Origin of the sequence: Streptomyces sp. BB1-1-1 (assembly GCF_031597775.1) — a bacterium.
Lineage (GTDB): Bacteria > Actinomycetota > Actinomycetes > Streptomycetales > Streptomycetaceae > Streptomyces > Streptomyces thinghirensis.
Genome location: NZ_CP134203.1, coordinates 6,667,501 through 6,692,271, shown reverse-complemented (window position 1 = coordinate 6,692,271; position 24,771 = coordinate 6,667,501). Strand labels below are relative to the sequence as shown.

Annotated in this window: 18 protein-coding genes and 2 rRNA genes (1 of these 20 only partly in view); 5 read left to right on the top strand and 15 right to left on the bottom strand. The window is 70.8% G+C overall.

Annotated elements, in window-relative coordinates; translation table 11 throughout:
• Nucleotides 1-114 precede the first annotated feature (114 nt).
• Together RI578_RS30610 and RI578_RS30605 are read right to left on the bottom strand one after the other, a co-directional pair.
• Complete coding sequence (locus RI578_RS30610; protein WP_310874087.1) at nt 115-750, bottom strand: NUDIX hydrolase; 636 nt, start codon at nt 748-750, stop codon at nt 115-117.
• Between the two features lie 86 nt (nt 751-836).
• Complete coding sequence (locus tag RI578_RS30605) at nt 837-2,504, bottom strand: CTP synthase (protein ID WP_310874086.1); 1,668 nt, start codon at nt 2,502-2,504, stop codon at nt 837-839.
• Nucleotides 2,505-3,037: 533 nt separating this feature from the next.
• Here RI578_RS30605 and RI578_RS30600 point away from each other — a divergent pair.
• Both RI578_RS30600 and RI578_RS30595 read left to right on the top strand, forming a co-directional pair.
• Nucleotides 3,038-4,840, top strand: coding sequence for a glycoside hydrolase family 15 protein (locus tag RI578_RS30600; protein ID WP_310875903.1), 1,803 nt, complete (start codon nt 3,038-3,040; stop codon nt 4,838-4,840).
• Between the two features lie 257 nt (nt 4,841-5,097).
• Nucleotides 5,098-6,732 (top strand): PucR family transcriptional regulator, encoded by a 1,635-nt coding sequence (locus RI578_RS30595; protein WP_310874085.1) that lies wholly within the window; start codon nt 5,098-5,100, stop codon nt 6,730-6,732.
• A gap of 98 nt (nt 6,733-6,830) precedes the next feature.
• Here the strand turns inward: RI578_RS30595 and RI578_RS30590 are convergent, their stop codons facing one another.
• The 6 genes from RI578_RS30590 to RI578_RS30565 all read right to left on the bottom strand — a co-directional run bounded on the left by RI578_RS30590 (nt 6,831) and on the right by RI578_RS30565 (nt 13,520).
• The gene (locus tag RI578_RS30590) at nt 6,831-7,976 is read right to left on the bottom strand and encodes a glycosyltransferase family 4 protein (RefSeq protein WP_310874084.1); all 1,146 of its coding nucleotides are present in this window, start codon (nt 7,974-7,976) and stop codon (nt 6,831-6,833) included.
• 188 nt (nt 7,977-8,164) lie between these two features.
• Nucleotides 8,165-8,926 carry a hypothetical protein gene (locus RI578_RS30585; protein WP_310874083.1) on the bottom strand — a complete coding sequence of 254 codons (762 nt, stop codon included), beginning with the start codon at nt 8,924-8,926 and terminating at the stop codon, nt 8,165-8,167.
• 666 nt (nt 8,927-9,592) lie between these two features.
• Nucleotides 9,593-11,335: a DNA repair protein RecN gene (gene recN / locus RI578_RS30580; protein WP_310874082.1), complete on the bottom strand. Its 1,743-nt coding sequence runs from the start codon at nt 11,333-11,335 to the stop codon at nt 9,593-9,595.
• A gap of 163 nt (nt 11,336-11,498) precedes the next feature.
• Nucleotides 11,499-12,404 (bottom strand): NAD kinase, encoded by a 906-nt coding sequence (locus RI578_RS30575; protein WP_121746136.1) that lies wholly within the window; start codon nt 12,402-12,404, stop codon nt 11,499-11,501.
• Nucleotides 12,401-13,216: a hemolysin gene (locus tag RI578_RS30570; RefSeq protein ID WP_310874081.1), complete on the bottom strand. Its 816-nt coding sequence runs from the start codon at nt 13,214-13,216 to the stop codon at nt 12,401-12,403. The genes RI578_RS30575 and RI578_RS30570 overlap by 4 nt, the downstream gene beginning before the upstream one ends.
• 7 nt (nt 13,217-13,223) lie before the next feature.
• The gene (locus RI578_RS30565; protein WP_310874080.1) at nt 13,224-13,520 is read right to left on the bottom strand and encodes a hypothetical protein; all 297 of its coding nucleotides are present in this window, start codon (nt 13,518-13,520) and stop codon (nt 13,224-13,226) included.
• A gap of 42 nt (nt 13,521-13,562) precedes the next feature.
• Between RI578_RS30565 and RI578_RS30560 the strand changes: the two genes are divergently transcribed.
• Complete coding sequence (locus RI578_RS30560) at nt 13,563-13,910, top strand: SCP2 sterol-binding domain-containing protein (protein WP_310874079.1); 348 nt, start codon at nt 13,563-13,565, stop codon at nt 13,908-13,910.
• Here the strand turns inward: RI578_RS30560 and RI578_RS30555 are convergent.
• The 4 genes from RI578_RS30555 to RI578_RS30540 form a co-directional block, all read right to left on the bottom strand.
• The gene (locus RI578_RS30555; RefSeq protein WP_310874078.1) at nt 13,894-14,811 is read right to left on the bottom strand and encodes an ABC transporter ATP-binding protein; all 918 of its coding nucleotides are present in this window, start codon (nt 14,809-14,811) and stop codon (nt 13,894-13,896) included. The genes RI578_RS30560 and RI578_RS30555 overlap by 17 nt on opposite strands.
• Nucleotides 14,808-15,845, bottom strand: coding sequence for an iron chelate uptake ABC transporter family permease subunit (locus tag RI578_RS30550; RefSeq protein WP_310875902.1), 1,038 nt, complete (start codon nt 15,843-15,845; stop codon nt 14,808-14,810). Before RI578_RS30550 ends, RI578_RS30555 begins: the two co-directional genes overlap by 4 nt.
• 14 nt (nt 15,846-15,859) lie before the next feature.
• Complete coding sequence (locus RI578_RS30545) at nt 15,860-16,906, bottom strand: iron chelate uptake ABC transporter family permease subunit (protein WP_310874077.1); 1,047 nt, start codon at nt 16,904-16,906, stop codon at nt 15,860-15,862.
• Nucleotides 16,907-16,998: 92 nt separating this feature from the next.
• Entirely contained in the window at nt 16,999-18,036 is a 1,038-nt protein-coding gene (locus RI578_RS30540; RefSeq protein WP_310874076.1) for an HAD hydrolase-like protein, read from the bottom strand.
• A gap of 72 nt (nt 18,037-18,108) precedes the next feature.
• Between RI578_RS30540 and RI578_RS30535 the strand changes: the two genes are divergently transcribed.
• Nucleotides 18,109-19,401, top strand: a complete 1,293-nt coding sequence (locus RI578_RS30535; protein ID WP_310874075.1) for a DUF1015 domain-containing protein — start codon at nt 18,109-18,111, stop codon at nt 19,399-19,401.
• Nucleotides 19,402-19,465: 64 nt separating this feature from the next.
• Here the strand turns inward: RI578_RS30535 and RI578_RS30530 are convergent, their stop codons facing one another.
• Nucleotides 19,466-20,230 carry a tetratricopeptide repeat protein gene (locus RI578_RS30530; protein ID WP_310875901.1) on the bottom strand — a complete coding sequence of 255 codons (765 nt, stop codon included), beginning with the start codon at nt 20,228-20,230 and terminating at the stop codon, nt 19,466-19,468.
• A gap of 57 nt (nt 20,231-20,287) precedes the next feature.
• On the opposite strand from RI578_RS30530, the gene RI578_RS30525 reads away from it, so the two are divergent.
• Nucleotides 20,288-21,436 (top strand): hypothetical protein, encoded by a 1,149-nt coding sequence (locus RI578_RS30525; RefSeq protein WP_310875996.1) that lies wholly within the window; start codon nt 20,288-20,290, stop codon nt 21,434-21,436.
• A gap of 121 nt (nt 21,437-21,557) precedes the next feature.
• On the opposite strand, the gene rrf is transcribed toward RI578_RS30525, so the two are convergent.
• Together rrf and RI578_RS30515 are read right to left on the bottom strand one after the other, a co-directional pair.
• Nucleotides 21,558-21,674: ribosomal RNA gene (gene rrf / locus RI578_RS30520) — 5S ribosomal RNA — on the bottom strand.
• 107 nt (nt 21,675-21,781) lie between these two features.
• Nucleotides 21,782-24,771: ribosomal RNA gene (locus RI578_RS30515) — 23S ribosomal RNA — on the bottom strand (it continues 131 nt past the right edge of the window).

The following is a 24,771-nucleotide window of genomic DNA, read 5'->3' as shown; positions in this document are numbered from 1 at the left end:
CGGGCGTTTCCAGAGCCTAGTTCACGCTCTGCTACGTTCCCTGCGGAGCGCGGCGGGCACATCCCTCGATCGGATCAACCGATGGTCACACCACGGCGGGCGAGAGAGTGGTTCTCAGGCCTCGAACGGCCGCGCCGGCCACGGCGCCTGAGCCGGGCGGAGCGCGTCGAGCCCGTCGCCCTGCTCCGCCGCGACCAGCGAGAGCACGCCCACGACCAGGCAGTTGTTGTGCAGCTCGCCCGCGAGCACGCCCCGGACCAGGTCCGCCACGGGCACCCGGGCCAGCTCCATGTCGGCCTCTTCGTCCTCGACCTCGAAGCGCTCGCCCTCGGCCTCCGACAGGTTCCGGGCGAGGAAGATCCGCACGGCCTCGTCGCAGCCGCCGGGGGTGGTGTAGACGTCGGTCAGCACCCGCCAGTCCTCGGCCTTGACGTGCGCCTCCTCGTACAGCTCGCGCTGGGCGGCGTGCAGCGGGTTCTCGCCGGGGACGTCGAGCAGACCGGCCGGAATCTCCCACAGCTTCTCGCGCACGGGGTGCCGGTACTGCCGGATGACCAGGGCCCGCCCCTGGTCGTCCAGGGCGAGGACGGCCACGGAGCCGGGGTGGACCTGGTAGTCGCGGGTCACCACGGAGCCGTCGGGCATGACCACGTCGTCCGTGCGGACGGAGGTCTTCTTCCCCCGGAAGGGGGTCTCGGTGCCCCGGACCTCCCACTCCTCGGGGATGTCCTTGATCGTGCTGCCCGTCATGCCTGACCTGCCCTTCCAGACGTACGCGAAAAGCCGGGGCCCGCGCCGTTGAATGCGCGCGCCCCGGCCACCGTACAACTGGTGTGTTACTTCGACGTCTTCCGCTCGACCGCGGCCTTGACCAGCCCGGCGAAGAGCGGGTGCGGGCGGGTCGGGCGCGAGCGCAGCTCCGGGTGCGCCTGCGTGGCGACCAGGTAGGGGTGCACGTCGCGCGGGTACTCGACGTACTCGACGAGCTTGCCGTCCGGGGAGGTGCCCGAGAAGAGGATGCCCGCCTTCTTCTCCAGCTCCGCGCGGTAGGTGTTGTTCACCTCGTAGCGGTGGCGGTGCCGCTCCTCGACGTACTCCTTGCCGTCGTAGACCTCGCGCACGATGGAGCCCTCGGCCAGCTTGGCCGGGTACATGCCGAGCCGCATCGTGCCGCCCATGTCGCCCTCGCCGGCCACGATGTCCAGCTGCTCGGCCATCGTGGAGATGACCGGGTGGGCGGTGGCCGGGTCGAACTCGGTGGAGTTGGCGTCCGTGATGCCGGCCAGGTTGCGCGCGGCCTCGACCACGATGCACTGCAGGCCCAGGCAGAGGCCGAGCAGCGGGATCTTGTTCTCGCGGGCGTAGCGGATCGCGCCGACCTTGCCGAGCACGCCCCGGTCGCCGAAGCCGCCCGGGATGCAGATGGCGTCGACGTCACCGAGCTGCGCCTTGGCGCCGGCCGCCGTCTTGCAGTCGTCGGACGTGACCCACTTGATCTTCACGCGGGCCTTGTTGGCGAAGCCGCCCGCGCGCAGCGCCTCGGTCACCGAGAGGTAGGCGTCGGGCAGGTCGATGTACTTGCCGACCAGGGCCATGGTGATCTCGTGGTCGGGGTTGTGGACGCGGTCGAGCAGGTCGTCCCAGGTCGTCCAGTCCACGTCGCGGAACGGCAGGTCCATCTTGCGGACGACGTAGGCGTCCAGGCCCTCGGTGTGGATGACCTTGGGGATGTCGTAGATCGAGCGGGCGTCGGGGCAGGCCACCACGGCGGCCTCGTCGACGTCGCACATCAGGGAGATCTTGCGCTTGATCGCGGTCGGCACCTCGCGGTCGCAGCGCAGCACGATCGCGTCCGGCTGGATACCGATGTTGCGCAGCGCCGCGACCGAGTGCTGGGTCGGCTTCGTCTTCAGCTCACCGGAGGGGCCGATGTACGGCAGGAGCGAGATGTGGACGACGAAGACGTTGTCGCGGCCGACCTCGTGCCGCACCTGGCGGACGGTCTCCAGGAACGGCAGCGACTCGATGTCGCCGACCGTGCCGCCGACCTCGGTGATCACGACGTCCACCTCGTCCGTCGCCATGCGGCGGATGCGGTGCTTGATCTCGTTGGTGATGTGCGGGATGACCTGGACCGTGTCGCCCAGGTACTCGCCGCGCCGCTCCTTGGCGATCACCGTGGAGTACACCTGGCCGGTGGTGACGTTGGCGGAGCCGTCGAGGTCGCGGTCGAGGAAGCGCTCGTAGTGGCCGATGTCCAGGTCGGTCTCGGCGCCGTCGTTGGTGACGAACACCTCACCGTGCTGGAAGGGGTTCATCGTGCCAGGGTCGACATTGAGGTACGGGTCGAGCTTCTGCATCACGACGCGCAGACCCCGTGCCTTGAGCAGCATGCCGAGGCTGGAGGCGGTCAGCCCCTTGCCGAGCGAGGAGGCGACACCCCCGGTGACGAAGATGTGCTTGGTCGTCGAAGCTGTGCTGTTTCGAAAAGCAGCGGGCGGCATGGCCAAAGGGGGGCTCCCGTGGTCGCGGTCTGGGGTGCGGTGCGCTCGTCGTCCGACCCGGTCGTACCGGGTTGTCGTCGGTGGCGCCGTCGCTGCGGTTCCGGGGTTTTTCTCCCACCGGTCCACGGGCTACCAGCGTATCAGCGCCTCGGGGCGATGGCTTCCGGCCACCCTCCGCGCACGCTCGGACACTCAGGCGCGCGGCTCACCGTTTCCTCACCCGTTGGTCACTCGTTCGGCGGACCCGGGTTGCCCGGAGCGGCACACAGATCATCTACGTGCGACGTATCCTGCTCGGACGTTCGCTGCCGAGCCTGCCCGGCGACACGGCACCACCCCTCGCCCGTCAGCGCCGGAACAACGAGAGCTCGTCAGTTCGTTGAGCAACAATTGTCGTTTGCGGCACAGCGTTTGGCTTCACGGCCGAACGGCTGCTTTGCTTCATGGCTCAACGACGCATGACAAACCCCCCTTGACCGCACCAGCGACCGCCCCCTCGTGGGGGTGACGTGGCCGTTCGACTGGAGTTGCACGTGGCCGGGCGCATCGAAGACTACGCACTCATCGGAGACATGCAGACCGCCGCCCTGGTCTGCCGGGACGGCACAGTCGACTGGCTGTGCCTGCCCCGCTTCGACTCGCATGCCATCTTCGCCGGTCTGCTGGGCACCGGGGAACACGGCTTCTGGCGGCTCGGACCCGCCTACGCCCCCGGCGCCGAACCGCCCACCGCGGCCCGGCGGACCTACCGCGGCGACTCGCTGATCCTGGAATCCGAGTGGGACACCCCGCGCGGCACGGTGCGAGTGACCGATTTCATGCCGCCGCGCGACGGCGCGCCGCAGGTGATCCGGATCGTGGAGGGTGTCTCCGGCCGGGTGCCGATGCGCTCGGAGCTGCGGATGCGGTTCAGCTACGGCCGCGTCGTCCCGTGGGTGCACAAGCACGAGGGCCGCACGGTGGCCGTCGCGGGCCCCGACTCCGTGTGGTTCGACACAGAGGCCGAGACCTACGGCAAGGCGCTCACCACGTACGCGGACTTCACGGTCTCGCCGGGTGAGCGGATCGCCTTCACCATCTCCTGGGAGCCCTCGCACAAGGAGCCGCCGGCGCTGCCGGAGCCCGAGCAGTCGCTGGAGGCCACCGAGGACTTCTGGCGCGACTGGGTCGAGCACTGCACGTACCACGGTCCCTACCGGGAGGCCGTGGTCCGCTCCCTGATCACACTGAAGGCCCTCACCTACGCCCCCACCGGCGGCATCGTCGCCGCGCCGACCACCTCCCTGCCGGAGGACATCGGCGGCGTCCGCAACTGGGACTACCGCTACACCTGGCTGCGCGACGCGGCGATCACCCTCTCCTCGCTGCTGCGCACCGGCTACCGCGAGGAGGCCCGCGCCTGGCGCGAGTGGCTGCTGCGCGCGGTCGCGGGCGACCCGGAGAACCTGCAGATCATGTACGGCATCGCCGGCGAGCGCGAGCTGGGCGAGGCGGAGCTGGACTGGCTGCCCGGTTACGAGAACTCCACCCCGGTCCGGGTCGGCAACGGCGCCGCCCACCAGCTCCAGCTGGACGTCTACGGCGAGGTGACCGAGGCCCTGCACCTGGCCCACATGACGGGCCTGTCCCGCAACGACTACGCCTCGCTGCTCCAGCTCAAGCTGATCCGCTACCTGGAGGACCACTGGCAGGAGCCGGACGAGGGCATCTGGGAGGTGCGCGGCCCGCGCCGGCACTTCGTGCACTCCAAGGTGATGGCCTGGGTCGCCGTCGACCGCACCATCAAGCTGATCGAGTCCGGCGACGCCGACGGCCCGCTGGAGCGCTGGAAGCAGCTGCGCGACGACATCCACCGGGACGTGTGTGAGAAGGGCTACGACAAGGAACGCAACACCTTCACGCAGTCCTACGGCTCCCAGGAGCTGGACGCCTCGCTGCTGCTGATTCCGCAGATGGGCTTCCTGCCGCCGGACGACAAGCGGGTCATCGGCACCATCGAGGCCATCCAGCGTGAGCTGTCCACGTCGGACGGCTTCATCCTGCGCTACCCGACGGAGGGCGGCAGCGAGGGCGTCGACGGCCTGCCCGGCGACGAGGGCGCCTTCCTCGCCTGCTCGTTCTGGATGGCCGACGACCTGGCGATGATCGGCCGGGTGGACGAGGCGCGGAAGCTCTTCGAGAAGCTCCTCTCCCTCCGCAACGACCTCGGCCTCCTGGCCGAGGAATGGGACCCCCGCCTCCAGCGCCAGGTCGGCAACTTCCCCCAGGCCTTCAGCCACGTCCCCCTGATCGACACGGCACTGAGGCTGACGGCGAGCGGGGCGTACGGAGGCTGACACAACCGACTGCCCGCCGCCGCGCTGCCGCCGCCGCGGGCAGTCGTACGCCGCCGTCCCCGCTGCGGGCAGTCGTGCCGCTGGGGCGGCACGGGTGGGCGCAGCGGCACCCGGCCGGCGCCGGTACGCGTCACCCACCCCGGCCCACACCCACGCCGGGTACGCAGCTCACACAGCTCACACAGCTCACGCCAAAGGCACAAGGCACTAGGCACCGAAGATGTGCCCGCCCCACACCCCCAGGTACCGTCCGCTCCATGAACAGCCCCAGCGCACCCCCACCCTCGGGGATCACCGTGCAGCGCGCCCTGGAACTCCCCGGCCTCCGCAGCGGCCTCCCGGAGATCCTCGCCGGCGCCGACCGCCTGCACCGCACCGTGCGCTGGGTCCACGCCGGCGAGGTCCCCAACATCGCCTCCCTCCTCAAGGGCGGCGAACTCCTCCTCACCACCGGCTACGGCCTCGGCACCCGCCCCGCCGAGCAGCGCGCCTTCGTCCGCACCCTCGCCGAGCGCGGCATCGCGGCCCTCGTAGTGGAACTCGGCCCGCGCTTCACCCGCCTGCCCGCCGCCCTCGTGGACACCGCCCGCGCGGCCGGACTGCCGCTGGTCCAGCTGCACCGCGAGGTGCCGTTCGTGACGGTCACCGAGGAGATCCACACCGAGATCGTCAACGGCCACTACGCGCTGGTCCAGCGGGCCGAAGAGGTGCACCGCCGTTGCACGGAGGCCCTCCTCGGCGGCGGCGGGGTGCCCCAGGTACTCGGCATCCTGGCCGACTTCGGCGGCAACCCGGTCTTCCTGGAGACCACCGACGGCCGCCTGCTGTACGCCGCCGGCGCCGGCCCCGAGGGCGCCGACCCGCTCCAGGTGTGGGAGGGGCTGCGCGGCCCGCACAAGGAAGCCCCGCCTCCGGCGGGCTCGGTCCTGGTGGACGTGCCCGGCGGCGGCCCCGGCACCGGTTCGGTACGCGCCCGGCTCGTTCTCCTGCCCGTACGGTCCCCGCTGGCGCCGGTGCACCGGATGGCGGCCGAGCGGGCGGCCGGCATCCTCGCCGTGGTGCTGATGCAGGCCCGCCAGGAGGAGGAACTCGCGGCGCGCGGGCGCGGCGACTTCCTCACCGACCTCGCCGAGGGCCGGATCGCCCCGGAGGACGCCCCGGCGCAGGCCCGCGTCCTGGGCTTCAAGCCGGGCGCCGGCCCGCTGCTCCCGGTGGTGATGCGGCTCGGCGACACCTTGTCCCCCGCCGGTGGCGGCTGGGCGGTGCTGGCTCGCGCGGTCGCCGAGGAGCTGGCGTCGGTCGGGGTGCCGGTCCTGCTGGGCGTACGGCCGGTGGAGGGCCGGGTGCCGCTTCTGCTGGGCCTGCGCACGGAGTCGGAGCGGACGGCGGTCGCCGACCGGGTCGCGGTGGCGTTGCGGGCGGGTGTGGAGCGGGCCGGGATGCAGCCGCCGGGGGCGCAGCCGCCCGTCGTGGTCGTCGGAGTGGCCGGCGGCTGGGCGGCGGCGTCCGCGAGTCTCAGGCACGCGGCGGAGACGGCGACCGCGGCCCAGGGCCTCACCGACCGGCCCTGGTACGACGCCCGGCGCCTCGACATCGACCTGCTGCTGTGGCGGCTGCGCGAGCATCCGGACCTCGCGGCCTTCGTGGACCGGGCGATCGGTCCCCTGCGCGACCACGACAACCGCTCCAAGCCGCCCCTGCTGCCCACCCTCCAGACGTACCTGGCGCACGCGGGCCGCAAGGCGGAGACGGCTCGCGAACTCCACCTCAACCGGCAGACGCTCTACAACCGCCTGGCACGGATCGGGGAGCTGCTGGGCACCGACCTCGACGACCCGCAGACCGTCCTGGCGTTGAGCCTGGCCCTGCGCGCCCGCCGGCACGTGCCCTAGACCAGGGCGCCTAGGGGGTGTCGTTTGGATCAGGCCGGCTCCGGGCAACGGGGCCTTGCGACTGACCCGCGACCCCGGCAAGATCCAAACGACACCCCCTAGAGCAGCGGCGTGGGCTGCGTCAACTCGTCGTAGACGCTGAGGACCTGGGCGACGGTCTCGTCCTCGGTCGGCCAGGTGGCCGCCTGCCGTACGCCCCGGTCCTTCAGCTCCTCGCACCGGCCCGGGTCGGCGAGCAGCCCGACGACGGTGTCCGCGAGGGCCTCCGCGTCCCCGTCCGGGACGAGTTCGGCGGCGTCGCCGACGAGTTCGGGGATACCGCCCACCTCGCTCGCGACGAGCGGCACGCGCGCGTGGAGCGCCTCCTGGGCGAGGACGGAGCGCGACTCCCGGCGGCTCGGCAGCAGGGCGAGGTCGGCCGCGGCCAGGAGGTCGGTGACGTCGTCGCGGCTGCCGATGAGCACCACCGGCAGGCCCTCGTCCTCGATCCGCCGCTGCAACTCCGCGCGCAGCGGGCCCTCCCCGGCGACGACGACCAGCGGTACCGGGTCGAGCCGGCGCCAGACACGGGCGGCGTCGAGCAGGACGTCGTAGCCCCGGTGCCGCTCCAGGGAGCCGACGGCGATCAGCAACGGGCGGCCGATGGCGCCGAGTTCGGCCCGGATCTTCGGGCGCCGCCGGTCGGGGTCGTCGGGTTCGGCCGGCCGGCACGGGCGGGCGGGGAGCGCGACGGGGCCGAGCCGGGCGTCCCGCGCGCCGGTTCGCCGCGCCCGGTCGACCAGTTCCGAGGTGGCGCCGAGCACCACGGTGGCGGCCTTCATCACCCGTCGTTCCAGGACGCGCAGCAGTTGGGCGCGCGCTCCTTCGGCATGGACCCGGTCGTGCCAGGTGACGACGAGCGGAGTGCGGACCCGGCGGCCGCCGAGGGCCAGTGCGGCGCGGAAGGAGGCGTGCAGCCCGTGCGCGTGCACCAGGTCGGCGTCCGCGCACACCGCCCGCAGCGCGGCAACGGAAACGGGGTCGCTGCTGCGCGGCACGTGCACGTGGTCGGCTCCGGCGCCCGTGAAGTCGTAGGTGCGTTCCGCATCGGCGGGGGCGCACACCGTCACTTTCACGCCCCGTGCGACGAGCCCCGCGGCCAGGGAGCGCACGTGCGTGCTACTGCCGGCGTTGCCGCCGCCCAGCACCTGCACGGTGCGCAGCGGCGAGTGGCCGTGCGGTGAGTGGCTGCTCACGGGGGTCACGTGGCCGGGAACTCCTGGTTCGGCTGGGGACGGTCACGAAGAACGTACAGAAGGACGGTGCGGAGAGGGCGCGCCGCGCGGTTTCCAGCGCGTTACTCCGTCAAGGATGCCAGGCCGTACGGGTGTTCCGGGAACGACGACCGTCCCGTGCGGGCGGCCCTCGGGGCAACGGGACGGGGTCGGTTCACTCACACGAGTGAGCGTGCCGCCTCGCTCACCCTCTCCCCGTACGCCGCCGCGGCCACGAGTGCGACGGCGTGCGCGGCGAGCGCCGCCCGGCCGTTCCCGGCCACCACCGCGACGCCCAGGGCCGCGCCCAGCGCGTGCGCTCCCGTGTCACCGAGCATCGTCCGCTCGGCGATGTCGTCCGGCAGTACGGCCGCGGCGGCACCCATGGCGGCGGCGGCCGTCTCCGCTTCGGGTCCCTTGCGCAGCATCCCCGGCGCCCCGAGCGCGAGGACCGCCGCTCCGGCCCGCCCGGGGCGTACGTCCACGAGGTTGACGAAGTGCGCGGCCCCCGCGATGACGACGCCCGCGAGCACCTTGTCCAACGGCCGTTCCTTCAGCACCGCGCCCGCGGCGAGCCCGGCCGCGGAGATCCCCAGCAGCTTCACCGCCCCGCTGGTGACCTCGCCGTCCCGCAGCGCCGACAGATGCGCCCGGAACCCGCGCCGGGGGTCCCCGGCGCCCACCGCGTCGTCGTAGGCCCCGCAGGCCCCGGCGGCGAGCACGGCGAACCCGGCGACGGGCCGCACCCGCGCCGTCCCCACCGCCGCCGCCACGGCGGTCGCGGGCCCGGCGTACAGATCCACGGTCCGCCCGGCGTGGTTCTTCCGTTCCCAGCGTTCCCGGCCGCCCGGCGCCGTGGCGCGCAGCGCGGACAGGCCGGTCCGCGCGAGCACGGTGGCGAGGGCGAAGGAGGAGCCGTTCCGGCGAGCGCGGTCGATCATCGGGCCACCCTACGGGACCCCGGCGACCCCCCCTTCCGCCGAAAGCACCCCAGCACCGAACCAGCGAACCGGCACCGTGCCCATCCGGAGCGGACACCCCGGAAGGGCGGCCCCGGCCCCCGAAGCCGACACTCCGAAAGCAGCCCCGGACCAACGACCAGGACCGGGCGCAGCCACAGAAATCCCAGCCATCCCGCGAAACCGGGCGCCGGATCAGCAGACCGGCACCGCCCCAATGCGGAGCCGACACCCCCAAAACGCGGCCCCGGCCCCCGAAGCCGCAGCCGCAGCCGCAGCCGCAGCCACGGAGAACCACCCCGGCCGCCCCACACCACCGGCCGCCGGAGCGGCAGCCCGCCCGGAACCCCACCCCAATCCGGCACCCGGCGCCCGAAGACGGCCCAGGCCAACACCGACAACCGGGCGCAGCCACCGGAAGGCACTGTCGCCCCACAGCCCGGTCACCGGACCCAGCGGCCCGACGGCCACCGGGCCCGACGGGCGTACCGGCTCGGCGTCGACCGCACCGCGCCGCCCGCCCCGGCGGCTGACGCCATCGCCGGCTCCACCCTGCGGGTGCGTGCACCCGGTGCCGTCCACCCGCGGCGCCGACGGGCCGCCGACCAGGCGCCGCCGACGTCCCGCGCCCCAGCCCGCCGGCCAGGCCTACGCGTCCGACCGTGCCGTCGCGAGCAGTTCCTCCGCGTGGGCCCGGGCCGTCTCCGAGTCCTCCTGGCCGGCGAGCATGCGGGACAGTTCGCGGATCCGGTCCTCGCCCTCCAGTACCTTGACGCCGGACCGGGTCACCGAGCCGTCGTTCGTCTTCTCCACCAGCAGCTGCCGGTCGGCGAACGCGGCCACCTGCGGCAGATGCGTGACGACCACGACCTGCGCGCTCCTCGCGAGGCGCGCGAGGCGCCGACCGATCTCCACCGCCGCCTTGCCGCCGACACCGGCGTCCACCTCGTCGAAGAGGTACGTCGGCACCGGGTCCGTGCCCGCGAACACGACCTCCACGGCCAGCATCACGCGCGACAGCTCACCGCCGGACGCCCCCTTGGCGATCGGCCGCGGCGGCGCGCCGGGATGCGGGGCGAGCAGCAGCTCGACCTCGTCGGCGCCCGACGGCCCGTACGCGACCGTGCGTCCGCCGACCTCCACGCCCTCCGGGTCCTCGGTCTGCCGGATCTCGAACGACACACGCGCGTGCGGCATGGCGAGCGAGGCCAGCTCGGCGGTCACCGCGGCAGCGAACCGCTCGGCGGCGTCCGTCCGCGCGTCCGTCAGGGCCTGCGCCAGTCCGCCCAGTTCCGCCCGGAGCGCGTCCCGTTCGGCGGTCAGCTCGCCGATCCGCTCGTCGTCGCCGTCCAGCTCGGTCACCCGCGCGGCGCTCTGTTCGGCCCAGGTCAGCACGGCGGCGACGTCCTCGCCGTACTTCCGCGTCAACGCGGTGAGCGCGGCCCGGCGCTCCTCGACCGCCGCCAGCCGCAGCGGGTCGGCGTCCAGGTCATCGGCGTATCCGGCCAGTTCCCCGGCCACGTCGCGCAGCAGGATCCCGACCTCGCCGATCCGCTCGGCGAGCGCGGCCAGCGCCGGGTCGTGCGACCGCACGGCGTCCAGGGCCCGCTGCGCGCCCGCGACGAGCGTCGCCGCGTCCACGCCCTCGGGGTCCTCCGGATTGCCCGCCAGAGCGGCGTGAGCGGCCGTGGCGGCCGACGCGAGCGCCTCGGCGTGGCCCAGCCGCTCCGCCTCCTCGGCCAGCTCCACGTCCTCGCCGGCCCGCGGCTCGACGGCCGACACCTCGTCGAGGCCGTAGCGCAGCAGATCGGCTTCCTGGGCGCGCTCACGCGCGCGCGTGGTGATCTCGTCCAGCTCCGTGGCGACGGCCCGCAGCCGCCGGTAGGCCTCGGCGTACTTGGCGAGCGGTCCGGCGACCGCGTCACCCGCGTACCGGTCCAGGGCCTGCCGCTGGCGGGACAGTTTGAGCAGCCCCTGCTGGTCGGTCTGCCCGTGCACGGCCACCAGTTCGTCGGCCAGCTCGGCGAGCATCCCCACGGGCACGGACCGCCCGCCCAGGTGCGCGCGCGACCGCCCCTCGGCGGAAACGGTACGGCTGATCAGCAGCGCCCCGTCGTCCAGCTCGGCCCCGGCCTCCTCGGCCCGGACGGCGACCGCTGCGTCCCCGGGCACGGCGATCCGCCCCTCGACGACCGCGTTCTTCGCCCCGATCCGCACGAGCGCCGCGTCCGCGCGTCCGCCCAGCAGCAGCCCCAGGCTGGTGACCACCATGGTCTTGCCGGCACCCGTCTCACCGGTGACAGCGGTGAACCCGGGCGACAGCTCGACCACGGCGTCGTCGATGACTCCGAGCGACCGTATCCGCATCTCCTCAAGCACGGACACGACCATACGAGGTCCGAGCGGGGAAGCGCACACAGGCCGCCCCTGTCACGCCGGGGCAGTGCACGCAGCCAGGGGCGCGGGACTGTGCTGATAGCGGCTGCGCCGCGGGGCGCGACCAGCCACGACGCGCCCGCGGCCCGCGATGTACGGAACCACCCCATCGAGTCCGCTAGTGCGGCGCCCCGCGCCACCCCGACACCGGCAACGCGAACTTCGCGACCAGACGATCCGTGAACGACGCGTGGTGCAGCCGCGCCAGCCGCACCGGCACCGCTCCCCGCCGCACCTCCACCCGGGCCCCCGGCGGCAGGTCCACCGTCCGCCGCCCGTCGCACCACAGCACGCCCGGCGGAATATGGGGCAGCACCTCCACCGCGAGCACGGAATCCGGCGAGGTCACCAAGGGCTTCGCGAACAGCGCGTGTGCGCTGATCGGCACCATCAGCAGCGCCTCGACCTCGGGCCACACCACCGGCCCTCCGGCGGAGAAGGCGTACGCCGTCGACCCGGTCGGCGTCGACAGCACGATGCCGTCGCAGCCGAACCCGGTCACCGGCCGCCCGTCGATCTCCAGCACGACTTCGAGCAGCTTCTCGGCGCCGGCCTTCTGCACGGCGGCCTCGTTCAGCGCCCAGTCGGTGTGCACGATGTCGCCGTTGCGGTGCACGACGACGTCGACGGTCATCCGCTCCTCGACCTCGTACGCCCGGTTCACCACCCGGTCGACGACCTTGTCGAGGTCGTCGCGCTCGGCCTCCGCGAGGAAGCCGACCCGGCCGAGGTTGACGCCGAGCATCGGCACCCCGGACGCGCGGGCGAACTCGGCGCCGCGCAGCAGGGTCCCGTCACCGCCCAGCACGATCAGCAGCTCGCACCCGTCGAGGCACTGCGGGGTGGCCTCCCCGACCAGCTCCACCTCGCCCGGCAGCGGCAGGTCGCACGCCTCGGCCTCCAGGACGCGCACCCCGAGCCCGGCGTTCAGCAGCCCCTTGACCACGAGCTCCGCGCTGCGGATGGCCGCGGGACGCCCGGTGTGGGCGAGCAGGAAAACAGTACGAGCTCGGTTCTGTGTCAACGCGGCCCCTCCGCCACTGCACGGTCAACGTCGGCCGGGTCCAGTTCACCGGCCCCGGCCCGCAGCCACAGAAAGTACTCGACGTTCCCGGAGGGACCGGGCAGCGGACTGGCGGTGACCCCCTTCACTCCGAGTCCCAGTTCCCAGGCCCTGCGGGCGACTCCCCGTACGGCCTCGGCCCGCAGCTGCGCACTGCGTACCACTCCCCCGCTGCCCAGCCGCTCCTTGCCCACCTCGAACTGCGGCTTCACCATCATCACCAGATCGGCGTCCGGCCGCGTGCACCGCACCAGGGCGGGCAGTACCAGCCCGAGCGGGATGAAGGACAGATCCCCCACGACAAGGTCCACGGGCTCCCCATCGATCGCTTCCGGCGTCAACTCGCGTACGTTCGTACGGTCCTTGACGGTGACGCGTTCATCCTGCTGGAGAGACCAGGCGAGTTGTCCGTAACCGACGTCGACGGCGACGACGTGCGCGGCGCCCGATCGCAGCAGTACGTCGGTGAAGCCTCCGGTGGACGCGCCGGCGTCCAGCGCCCGCCGCCCCTCGACGACGAGCCCCTGCGGTACGAAGGCATCGAGGGCGCCGGCGAGCTTGTGGCCGCCGCGCGAGACGTAGTCGGGGTCGCTGTCGTCGGAGGTCACCACGATCGCGGCGGCGGTCTCCACCTGCGTGGCGGGCTTGGTCGCGACGGCCTTGCCGACGGTGACCCGCCCGGCGGCGATCAGCTGGCTGGCGTGCTCGCGCGAGCGCGCCAGCTTGCGGCGGACCAGCTCCGCGTCGAGACGGCGGCGTGCGACTCCTGCCACGTTCGGTTCAGCTCCTGTTTTCGTGCTGCGATGGGGGCACCGGAGGTCCCGGGCGGGCGTCGAGCGCGGTGAGCGCGTCGCGCAGCCCCCGGTGTACATCCTCGTACACCTCGACATGTCCGTCCGTGGCCAGGTGGTCGGCGTCGGCCAGCCGCGCCAGCCGGGCGTCCACCTCGGCGTTTCCGGTGGGGGCGCGGGGGACGTCGAGGGGGGCGGGCGCGGCGGGGTCGTGCTCCGGCGCCCGCGCCTCGGACGGGCCCCCGTCGGTTTCCCGTGCCACCGGCTCCGGTACTGCGTCGCTCATGCCCCGACGCTACCGCGTACCGCTGCGGTACGGTCGGTCCCGATGGCGACGACTGAGGAGTGCCGCGCCGCACTCGACAAGCTCTCGGACAACATGCGCAGCGCCGAAGGGGACGCGCGGTCGGCCGCCGAGCTGGACCGCTCGGTGAGCTGCCACATCACCGACCTGGACGTCACCTTCGCCGGACGCATGGCGGACGGCCGGATCGACGTGCGCGAGACCGTTGAGGGGCCGCCGCGGGAGAAGGCCGAGATCAGGCTGGCGATGACCGGCGACGACCTGGTGGCCCTGGTCGGCGGCGAGCTGAACTTCGCCAAGGCCTGGGGCTCAGGCCGGGTGAAGCTGGAGGCGGGCCTGCGCGACCTGTTCCGTCTCAGGAAGCTTTTGTAGCCGCCACCTTCTCCGGCCGGCCGCCCGCTGCCGCGCCCCGCGTCCCGCGCGCGGCCGGCACCACGAGCGGCGTACCCGTCTCCGGGTCGTCGATGACCTGGCAGCGCAGCCCGAAGACGCGCTCGACGAGTTCGGCCGTGACGATGTCCTTCGGCGCGCCCTCGGCGATGATCTCCCCGTCGCGCAGGGCGATGAGGTGGGTGGCGTACCGGGCGGCGTGGTTGAGGTCGTGCAGGACGGCCACGAGCGTGCGGCCCTGCTCCTCGTGGAGTTCCGCACAGAGGTCGAGGACGTCGATCTGGTGCTGGATGTCCAGGTACGTCGTCGGCTCGTCGAGCAGCAGCAGCGGGGTCTGCTGGGCGAGCGCCATGGCGATCCACACGCGCTGGCGCTGACCGCCGGAGAGTTCGTCGACGTACCGCTCGGCGAGTTCCGAGATGCCGGTCTGGGCCATCGACTCCTGGACGACCCGCTCGTCCTCGGTCGACCACTGGCGCAGGATGCCCTGGTGCGGGTAGCGGCCCCGGCCGACGAGGTCGCCGACGGTGATCCCGTCGGGCGCGATGGACGACTGCGGCAGCAGGCCGAGGGTCCGCGCGACGTGCTTGGCGGGCATCGACTGGATGACCGATCCGTCCAGCAGCACACGGCCCTGGGTGGGCTTGAGCATCCGCGACAGGGCCCGCAGCAGGGTGGACTTGCCGCACGCGTTGGGGCCGACGATCACGGTGAAGGAGTTGTCGGGTATCTCCACCGACAGCTTCTCCGCGATGACCCGCTGGTCGTAGGCGAGGGTGACGTTCTCGGCGGTCAGGCGGCTCACGTTGCTCCTTTGGTTGTTCAGGCCGCTGCGGGTCCCGTGGTTGTTCAGGCCGCCGCGGGTACCGGCACCGGCGCTCATATCCGGCCCGCCTTGCGCTCGGTGACCAGCAGCCACAGCAGGTAGACGCCGCCGAGTACGCCGGTGACCACGCCCACGGGCAGCTGGTCGGCGCCGAAGGCCCGCTGCGAGATCCAGTCGGCACTGACCAGCAGGGCGGCGCCCATGCACACGGACGGCAGCAGGTTGGGGCCGGGCGAGCGGGTCAGGCGCCGGGCGAGCTGCGGCGCGGTCAGCGCGACGAAGGCGACCGGCCCCGCGGCGGCGGTGGCGGCGGCGGTGAGCAGCACGGCGGCCACCATCAGCAGCGCCCGTACGCGCTCGACGCGCACTCCCAGGGCGTACGAGACGTCATCGCCCATCTCCATCATCCGCAGCGCCCGTCCGTTGGTGAGAACGAGCGGGACGAGCACGGCGCACAGCGCGAGCAGGGGCCAGACATGGTCCCAGTCACGGCCGTTGAGGGAGCCGGTCATCCAGACGACGGCGCGGGAGGCGTCGACGATGTCCGCACGGGTCAGCAGATAGCCGTTGACCGCCGTGACGATCGCGGACATGCCGATTCCGACCAGGACCAGCCGGTACCCGTGCACGCCCCGCTTCCAGGCGAGCAGATAGATGGCGAGGCCGGTCACCAGGCCGCCCACGAGCGCACCGACGGTGACCTGCGCCGAGCTGCCGGAGAACAGGACGATCATCGTGAGGGCGCCGGCCGTCGCGCCCTGTCCGAGGCCGAGCACGTCCGGGCTGCCGAGCGGGTTGCGCGAGATGGCCTGGAACAGCGCACCGCCCATCCCCAGCGCGGCGCCGACCAGCAGCCCGACCAGGACCCGCGGCAGCCGCAGTTCGTTGACGATGAACTCCTGACTGGCGTTGCCCTCGCCGACGAGAGTCCTGAGCACGTCGGCGGCCGGTATCTCGAAGTCGCCCGTGCCGATGAGTACGACGCTCGCCGCCAACGCGACGACCAGCAGCAGCGCGACGACGACGGTGGCCCGGACGTCCAGCCGGAACGAGAGCCCACCGGGGCTTCGCACCGCACGGTTGGTCTTCACGGTCTTCCCGGTCTTCACAGCTGTGCCGTCCTCCGCCGTCGTACGAGATAGATGAAGACCGGCCCGCCCAGGACGGCGGTGACGATGCCGACCTGGAGCTCCGAGGGCCGTGCGACGATCCGGCCGAGGACGTCCGCGCCCAGCAGCAGTACGGGCGACAGGATCGCGGCGTACGGCAGGATCCAGCGCATGTCGGGCCCGGTGAAGGAGCGGACGATGTGCGGGACCATCAGTCCGACGAACACGATCGGCCCGCAGGCGGCGGTCGCTGCCCCGCACAGCACCGTCGCGGCGAGCATGGACAGCGCCCGGGTGCGGTTGAGATTGGCGCCGAGGGCCCTGGCGGTGTCGTCGCCCATCTCCATCGCGTTGAGCGGCCGGGAGAGCGCGAGGGCCAGGACCGTGCCCGCCACGAAGAACGGGAGCACCTCCTTGATGGTGCCGTTCGTCGCCGACGAGAGCGAACCGACCGTCCAGAAACGCATCCTGCCCAGCGCCGCGTCGTCCATGATCATCACGGCCTGGAGGTAGCCGAAGAGCGCGGCGCTGATCGCGGTGCCGGCCAGCACCAGCCGCACCGGCGTGGCCCCCCGGCTGCCGCCCAGGAACCAGACCAGCGCGCCGACCCCCGCCGCACCGGCGAAGGCGAACCACACGTACCCGGTCAGCGAGGTGACGCCGAAGAAGGTGATGGCCGTGACGACCGCGGCGGAGGCGCCCGCGTTGATGCCGAGCAGCCCGGGATCGGCCAGCGGATTACGGGTGAGCGCCTGCAGTACGGCGCCCGCGAGGCCGAGCGCGGCACCGGCGAGCAGACCGAGCACGGTCCGCGACAGCCGTTCGCTCACCACGACGTCGCCGTACGTGCCCGAGTCGTGGAACAGGCCGTGCCAGACCTGCGCCAGCGACAGGTCCTTCGCGCCGATCGCGATACTCGTCAACGCGATGAGCACCAGGACCGCCGCCGAGACGGGCAGCCCGACGGCACGCAGGACACGGCGCTTGGGGGGCGGCGCGGGGGCGGTCTCCGCGCGCTGTTCGGGGGGACTGTCGACCAACACGCAGTTAGGTTAGCCTACCCTGCCAATCGATCACGATCCCGAGGATCTTTCCTCGCTCCGCCCGCGGCCGGGCTCCTGCCCCGTACGACGGCTCACAACCCCAGTCGCGCCAACGCCTTCCCCGAGTCCAGTCCGCACCCGGCCTCCCCGCCCGCCGTCCAGGCCGCCGCGCACAGCGCACGCAACCCGTCCAGCGCCGCGCCGTCGCCCTCCAGCTCCAGCCGCTCCTCGCCGGCCGTGGCCGTCCAGCCACCGCAACGGAACCCGGCGTCCCCGTCTCCGCCGCCCGTGACCTCCGGCTGCCCGGTGAGCAGCCCGCGCAGATCGGCGTCGACATACGTCGGCCGGTGCTGCGGCGGTGCCGCCAGGAGCTGTGCCCCGTCGGTCACGCCGGTCAGGACGAGCAGCGAGTCCACCTCGCCGTTGAACGCGCCCTCGATGTCCGTGTCCAGCCGGTCGCCCACCACCAACGGCCGCTGCGCGCCGGTGCGCAGGATCGTCTCCCGGTGCATGGGAGGCAACGGCTTCCCCGCGACCTGCGGATCGGCGCCGGTGGCGATCCGCACGACCTCCACCGCCGCGCCGTTGCCCGGCGCGATCCCGCGGGCGCCCGGGATCGTCAGGTCGGTGTTGGAGGCGTACCACGGCACACCGCGCGCGATGGCGTAGCAGGCCTCCGCGAAGCGCCCCCACGGCAGCTCGGGCCCGCCGAATCCCTGCACGACGGCCGCCGGATCGTCCTCCGCGGACTCCACGGGCTCCAGGCCGCGCTCCCGCAGCGCCACCCGCAGCCCGTCGCCGCCGATCACCAGCACCCGCGCCCCCGACGGCACCTGCTCGGCGATCAGCCGGGCCACCGCCTGGGCCGAGGTGATGACGTCGTCGGCACCCGTCGGTATGCCCAGCTCGGTCAGATGCTCGGCGACCGCGTCAGGGGTCCGGAGCGCGTTGTTCGTGACGTACGCCAGACGCATGCCGCCCGCGCGGGCCGTGGCGAGCGAGTCGACCGCGTGAGCGATCGCGTTACCCCCTGCGTACACCACGCCGTCCAGGTCGAGCAGCGCCGTGTCGTACGCCTCGCTCAGGCCCCGCCCACTGCCCTCGGGCCTCGTCCTGACGCTCCGGCTCATTGCACATCGCTCCTCGTTCGACGCCTTTCCCCCGATCATCCCCCATGCCACTGACACACGTACGATGCCGGGATGAACACTGCAGGTCACCCGGAAGCAACGGCGCGCCGGGGCCTGGAACTCACCCCGTTCCGAGGCCTCCGCTACGACCCCGACCGGGTCGGCAGCCTGGCCGCCGTGACGTCCCCGCCCTACGACGTCGTGGTCCGCCCCGACGGCCTGCTCCACCTCGAGTCCGCCGACCCGTACAACATCGTCCGGCTGATCCTGCCCCAGGCCGCCACCCCCGAGGCGCGCAACGACCAGGCCGCCCACACCCTGCGGCGCTGGATGGCCGAGGGCGTCCTGACCGCCGACCCCGAACCGGGCCTGTACGTCTACGAACAACGCGACGGCGACGGCATGCTGCAACGCGGCATCATCGGCGCCCTGCGCGTGTCGGACCCGTCGGAGCAGGTCGTCCTGCCGCACGAGGACGTCATGCCGCACGTCGTCGCCGACCGCGCGGCGCTCATGCGGGCCACCTGGGCGAACCTCGAACCCCTGCTCCTCACCTACCGCGGTGGCGGCCCCACCGCGGCCACGACCACCGTCGTGGAACGCACCGCCGAACAGCCCCCGCTGCTCTCGACGACCACGGAGGACGGCTTCTGCCACCGCCTGTGGTCGGTGACGGACCCCGACGACCTGTCCCGCGTCCGGTCCGAGCTGGCGCGGCACCAGGCCCTCATCGCCGACGGCCACCACCGCTGGGCGACCTATCGCACGCTCCGCGCGGAGCACCCTTCCCCCAGCCCCTGGGACCACGGCCTGGTCCTCCTGGTCGACACGGCCCGCTACCCGCTCCGGGTCCGCGCCATCCACCGCCTGCTGCACGACCTCCCGGTGAGCGACGCCGTGGCGGCCCTGGACGGCCACTTCCGCGTCCGACGCCTCGACACGCCGCGGGCCGAGTCCATGGACGCCCTGGCGAAGGCGGCCGAGGCGGGCAACGCCTTCCTGCTCGCCGGCGACGGCGCCTTCCATCTCGTCGACCGGCCGGACCCCGGCCTGCTGGCCCGCACGGTCCCCACCGACCGCCCCGAGGCCTGGCGCACCCTGGACGCCACGGTCCTGCACGCCACCCTCCTCGCCCACGTCTGGCACATCCCGGACGACTCCGCCGCCCACATCTCCTACATCCACCACACGGCGGCCACCGTCGAGAAGGCCGAACGCGACGGCGGCACGGCGGTACTGATGCACCCGGTCCGTGAAGAGGTCGTCCGCGAACTGGCCCAACAGGGCGTCACGATGCCCCGCAAGTCGACGTCCTTCGGCCCGAAGCCGGCCTCCGGCCTGGTACTGCGCACGCTGGACCGGTGAGCCGACACGACGAAGGGGCGGGACCGTACGCCGGTCCCGCCCCTTCGTCATCACGCCATGGACGTCAGTCCTTCTCGCCGTCCACGTCCTTGTCCGCGTCCCTGTCCTCGGCGGAGGGGCTCTCCACGCCGCGCTCGCCCTCGCGCTCCTCGTCAAGGGCGTCCATGAACTCGACGCCGTCCAGCTCGGCGAGGCGGTCGGAGGCATCCGTGCTGCCGTCCCGGTCGGACTCGACGGCCTTCGCGAACCACTCCCGCGCCTCCTGCTCCCGGCCCGCGGCCAGCAGCGCGTCGGCGTAGGCGTACCGCAGTCGCGCGGTCCAGGGCTGTACGGAGTTGGAGGCCAACTCGGGGCTCTGCAGCGTCACGATGGCCGCGTCCAGCTGCCCCATGTCACGCCGGGCGCCGGCCGCGACAAGCCGCATCTCGACCTGACCGGCCTTGTCCAGCTTGTGCACCTCGGCGGCGCCGGCCATGTCCAGCGCCTTCTCCGGCCGGCCGAGCCCACGCTCGCAGTCGGCCATGACCGGCCACAGCTCGACGGACCCGGTCATCCGCCGCGCGGCCCGGAACTCGGCCAGAGCCTCGCTGTACTTCTGGTTGGCGTACGCGGCGAACCCGCCCGCCTCCCGTACGGCGGCGACACGGGACGCCAGCCGCAGAGCGATCTTGGAGTAGGCGTACGCCGCCTCCGGGTCCTCGTCGAGAAGCCGGGCGACCATCACCAGGTTCCTGGCGACGTCCTCCGCAAGCGTCTTGGGCAGACTCTGAAGCTCCTGCCGTACGTCCTTGTCGATCTCGTCGCCCGTGACCTCGTCGGGAATCGGCAGGCGCTTGATCGGCTCACGGTCCCGGTCCCGCTCCTCACGGAAACGGCCACCGCCGCCGTGCCGGTCGTCACGCCCACGGAAACCACCGGGACGCCCGCCGCGGTCATCACGCTGCGGCCCACGGCCCCCGCGGTCGTCCCGACCGCGGTACCCACCACGCTCACCACCGCGACTGTCGTCACGCCGACCGAAGCCGCCGCGCTCGCCACGATTGTCATCCCGCCGGAAGCCACCACGATCGCCACGGTCGTCCCGGCGGTCGTCTCGGCGGTCGTCACGACGGTAAGGGGGCCGATCACCGCGGTCGTCACGACGGAAGGACGGACGGTCGCCGCGGTCACCGCGGTCGTCACGACGGAAGGACGGACGGTCGCCGCGGTCGCCGCGGTCGCCGCGGTCACCGCGGTCACCGCGGTCGTCACGGCGGAAGGACGGACGGTCTCCACGGTCGCCGCGGTCATCGCGGCGGAAGGGCGGCCGGTCACCGCTGCGCTCATCGCGACGGAACCCACGGTCGCCACCACGGTCACGGTCGTCACGACGCGGCCCACGGTCACGGTCGCGGTCGTCACGACGCGCGAACCCACCACCACGGCTGTCATCCCGACGATCGTCCCGACGGTCGTCCCGCCGGTCGTCCCGACGGAATCCACCGCGCTGCCCGCCACGGTCGTTGCCACGGCTGTCGTCACGCCGGCCGAAGCCGCCACGGTCGTCGCGACGGTCACCGCGATCGCCGCGGTCGTCACGGCGGAAGGGGGGACGGTCACCGCGATCGCCGCGGTCGTCACGGCGGAAGGGGGGACGGTCACCGCTCCGGTCGTCGCGGCGGAAGGAGGGGCGGTCACCGCGGTCGCCGCGGTCATCGCGGCGGAAGGGCGGCCGGTCACCGCTGCGCTCATCGCGACGGAACCCACGGTCGCCACCACGGTCACGGTCGTCACGACGCGGCCCACGGTCACGGTCGCGGTCGCGGTCGTCACGACGCGCGAACCCACCACCACGGCTGTCATCCCGACGATCGTCCCGCCGGTCATCCCGACGGAAACCACCGCGCTGCCCGCCACGGTCGTTGCCACGGCTGTCGTCACGGCGGAAACCGCCACGGTCCCCGCGCTGACCGCCCCGGTCGCCGCGGTCACCACTGTCCCGTCGCCGCTGGTCGCGCTCCGGTCGGTCGTCGGGAGAGTTGGTGGACATCGGTGACTCCTGTCTTCGGTACTGCAAGTCATTCTCGCGCAACCGGGTACCCGGTGCGTCCTGGAAAAACGAAAGGACCCCTGGTCCCCAGCTGAACGCTGGGGACCAGGGGTCCTTTCCAAAGATTGTTCGGCGGCGTCCTACTCTCCCACAGGGTCCCCCCTGCAGTACCATCGGCGCTGTAAGGCTTAGCTTCCGGGTTCGAAATGTAACCGGGCGTTTCCCCTACGCTATGACCACCGAAACCCTAATGGTTTCGAGCGAACAAGCACACTCTTCAATTGTTCTGTTCAGCTCGAAAGCCGGCAACTGTTCGTTGCCTCAGAACTAACACAGTGGACGCGAGCAACTGAGGACAAGCCCTCGGCCTATTAGTACCGGTCACCTCCACACCTTGCGGTGCTTCCAGATCCGGCCTATCAACCCAGTCGTCTACTGGGAGCCTTAACCCCTCAAGGGGGTGGGAGTCCTCATCTCGAAGCAGGCTTCCCGCTTAGATGCTTTCAGCGGTTATCCCTCCCGAACGTAGCCAACCAGCCATGCCCTTGGCAGGACAACTGGCACACCAGAGGTTCGTCCGTCCCGGTCCTCTCGTACTAGGGACAGCCCTTCTCAAGACTCCTACGCGCACAGCGGATAGGGACCGAACTGTCTCACGACGTTCTAAACCCAGCTCGCGTACCGCTTTAATGGGCGAACAGCCCAACCCTTGGGACCGACTCCAGCCCCAGGATGCGACGAGCCGACATCGAGGTGCCAAACCATCCCGTCGATATGGACTCTTGGGGAAGATCAGCCTGTTATCCCCGGGGTACCTTTTATCCGTTGAGCGACGGCGCTTCCACAAGCCACCGCCGGATCACTAGTCCCGACTTTCGTCCCTGCTCGACCCGTCGGTCTCACAGTCAAGCTCCCTTGTGCACTTACACTCAACACCTGATTGCCAACCAGGCTGAGGGAACCTTTGGGCGCCTCCGTTACTCTTTAGGAGGCAACCGCCCCAGTTAAACTACCCATCAGACACTGTCCCTGATCCGGATCACGGACCCAGGTTAGACATCCAGCACGACCAGACTGGTATTTCAACGACGACTCCCCCTGAACTGGCGTCCAGAGTTCACAGTCTCCCAGCTATCCTACACAAGCCGAACCGAACACCAATATCAAACTGTAGTAAAGGTCCCGGGGTCTTTCCGTCCTGCTGCGCGAAACGAGCATCTTTACTCGTAGTGCAATTTCACCGGGCCTATGGTTGAGACAGTCGAGAAGTCGTTACGCCATTCGTGCAGGTCGGAACTTACCCGACAAGGAATTTCGCTACCTTAGGATGGTTATAGTTACCACCGCCGTTTACTGGCGCTTAAGTTCTCAGCTTCGCCCCACCGAAATGGAGCTAACCGGTCCCCTTAACGTTCCAGCACCGGGCAGGCGTCAGTCCGTATACATCGCCTTACGGCTTCGCACGGACCTGTGTTTTTAGTAAACAGTCGCTTCTCGCTGGTCTCTGCGGCCACCCCCAGCTCAGGAAGTAAATCCCATCACCAGGAATGGCCCCCCTTCTCCCGAAGTTACGGGGGCATTTTGCCGAGTTCCTTAACCATAGTTCACCCGAACGCCTCGGTATTCTCTACCTGACCACCTGAGTCGGTTTAGGGTACGGGCCGCCATGAAACTCGCTAGAGGCTTTTCTCGACAGCATAGGATCATCCACTTCACCACAATCGGCTCGGCATCAGGTCTCAGCCACAAGTGCGACGGATTTACCTATCGCACGGCCTACACCCTTACCCCGGGACAACCACCGCCCGGGATGGACTACCTTCCTGCGTCACCCCATCACTCACCTACTAACCGCTTGGTCCGGCGGCTCCACCACTTTCCTTTCCCCGAAGGGTCCGGAACGGCTTCACGGCCTTAGCATCACGATGCTCGATGTTTGACGCTTCACAGCGGGTACCGGAATATCAACCGGTTATCCATCGACTACGCCTGTCGGCCTCGCCTTAGGTCCCGACTTACCCTGGGCAGATCAGCTTGACCCAGGAACCCTTAGTCAATCGGCGCAAACGTTTCTCACGTTTGTATCGCTACTCATGCCTGCATTCTCACTCGTGAACCGTCCACAACTCGCTTCCGCGGCTGCTTCACCCGGCACACGACGCTCCCCTACCCATCACAGCCGGCGTTGGCCGTATTGCTGCAATGACACGACTTCGGCGGTACGCTTGAGCCCCGCTACATTGTCGGCGCGGAATCACTAGACCAGTGAGCTATTACGCACTCTTTCAAGGGTGGCTGCTTCTAAGCCAACCTCCTGGTTGTCTGTGCGACTCCACATCCTTTCCCACTTAGCGTACGCTTAGGGGCCTTAGTCGATGCTCTGGGCTGTTTCCCTCTCGACCATGGAGCTTATCCCCCACAGTCTCACTGCCGCGCTCTCACTTACCGGCATTCGGAGTTTGGCTAAGGTCAGTAACCCGGTAGGGCCCATCGCCTATCCAGTGCTCTACCTCCGGCAAGAAACACACGACGCTGCACCTAAATGCATTTCGGGGAGAACCAGCTATCACGGAGTTTGATTGGCCTTTCACCCCTAACCACAGGTCATCCCCCAGGTTTTCAACCCTGGTGGGTTCGGTCCTCCACGAAGTCTTACCTCCGCTTCAACCTGCCCATGGCTAGATCACTCCGCTTCGGGTCTTGAGCGTGCTACTAAAATCGCCCTGTTCGGACTCGCTTTCGCTACGGCTTCCCCACCCGGGTTAACCTCGCAACACACCGCAAACTCGCAGGCTCATTCTTCAAAAGGCACGCAGTCACGACGCAAGGACAAGTCCTTGCGCGACGCTCCCACGGCTTGTAGGCACACGGTTTCAGGTACTATTTCACTCCGCTCCCGCGGTACTTTTCACCATTCCCTCACGGTACTATCCGCTATCGGTCACCAGGGAATATTTAGGCTTAGCGGGTGGTCCCGCCAGATTCACACGGGATTTCTCGGGCCCCGTGCTACTTGGGTGTCTCTCAAACGAGCCGCTGATGTTTCGACTACGGGGGTCTTACCCTCTACGCCGGACCTTTCGCATGTCCTTCGCCTACATCAACGGTTTCTGACTCGTCCCACGGCCGGCAGACCGTAGAAGAGAGATCCCACAACCCCGCACACGCAACCCCTGCCGGGTCTCACACGTATACGGTTTGGCCTCATCCGGTTTCGCTCGCCACTACTCCCGGAATCACGGTTGTTTTCTCTTCCTGCGGGTACTGAGATGTTTCACTTCCCCGCGTTCCCTCCACACTGCCTATGTGTTCAGCAGCGGGTGACAGCCCATGACGACTGC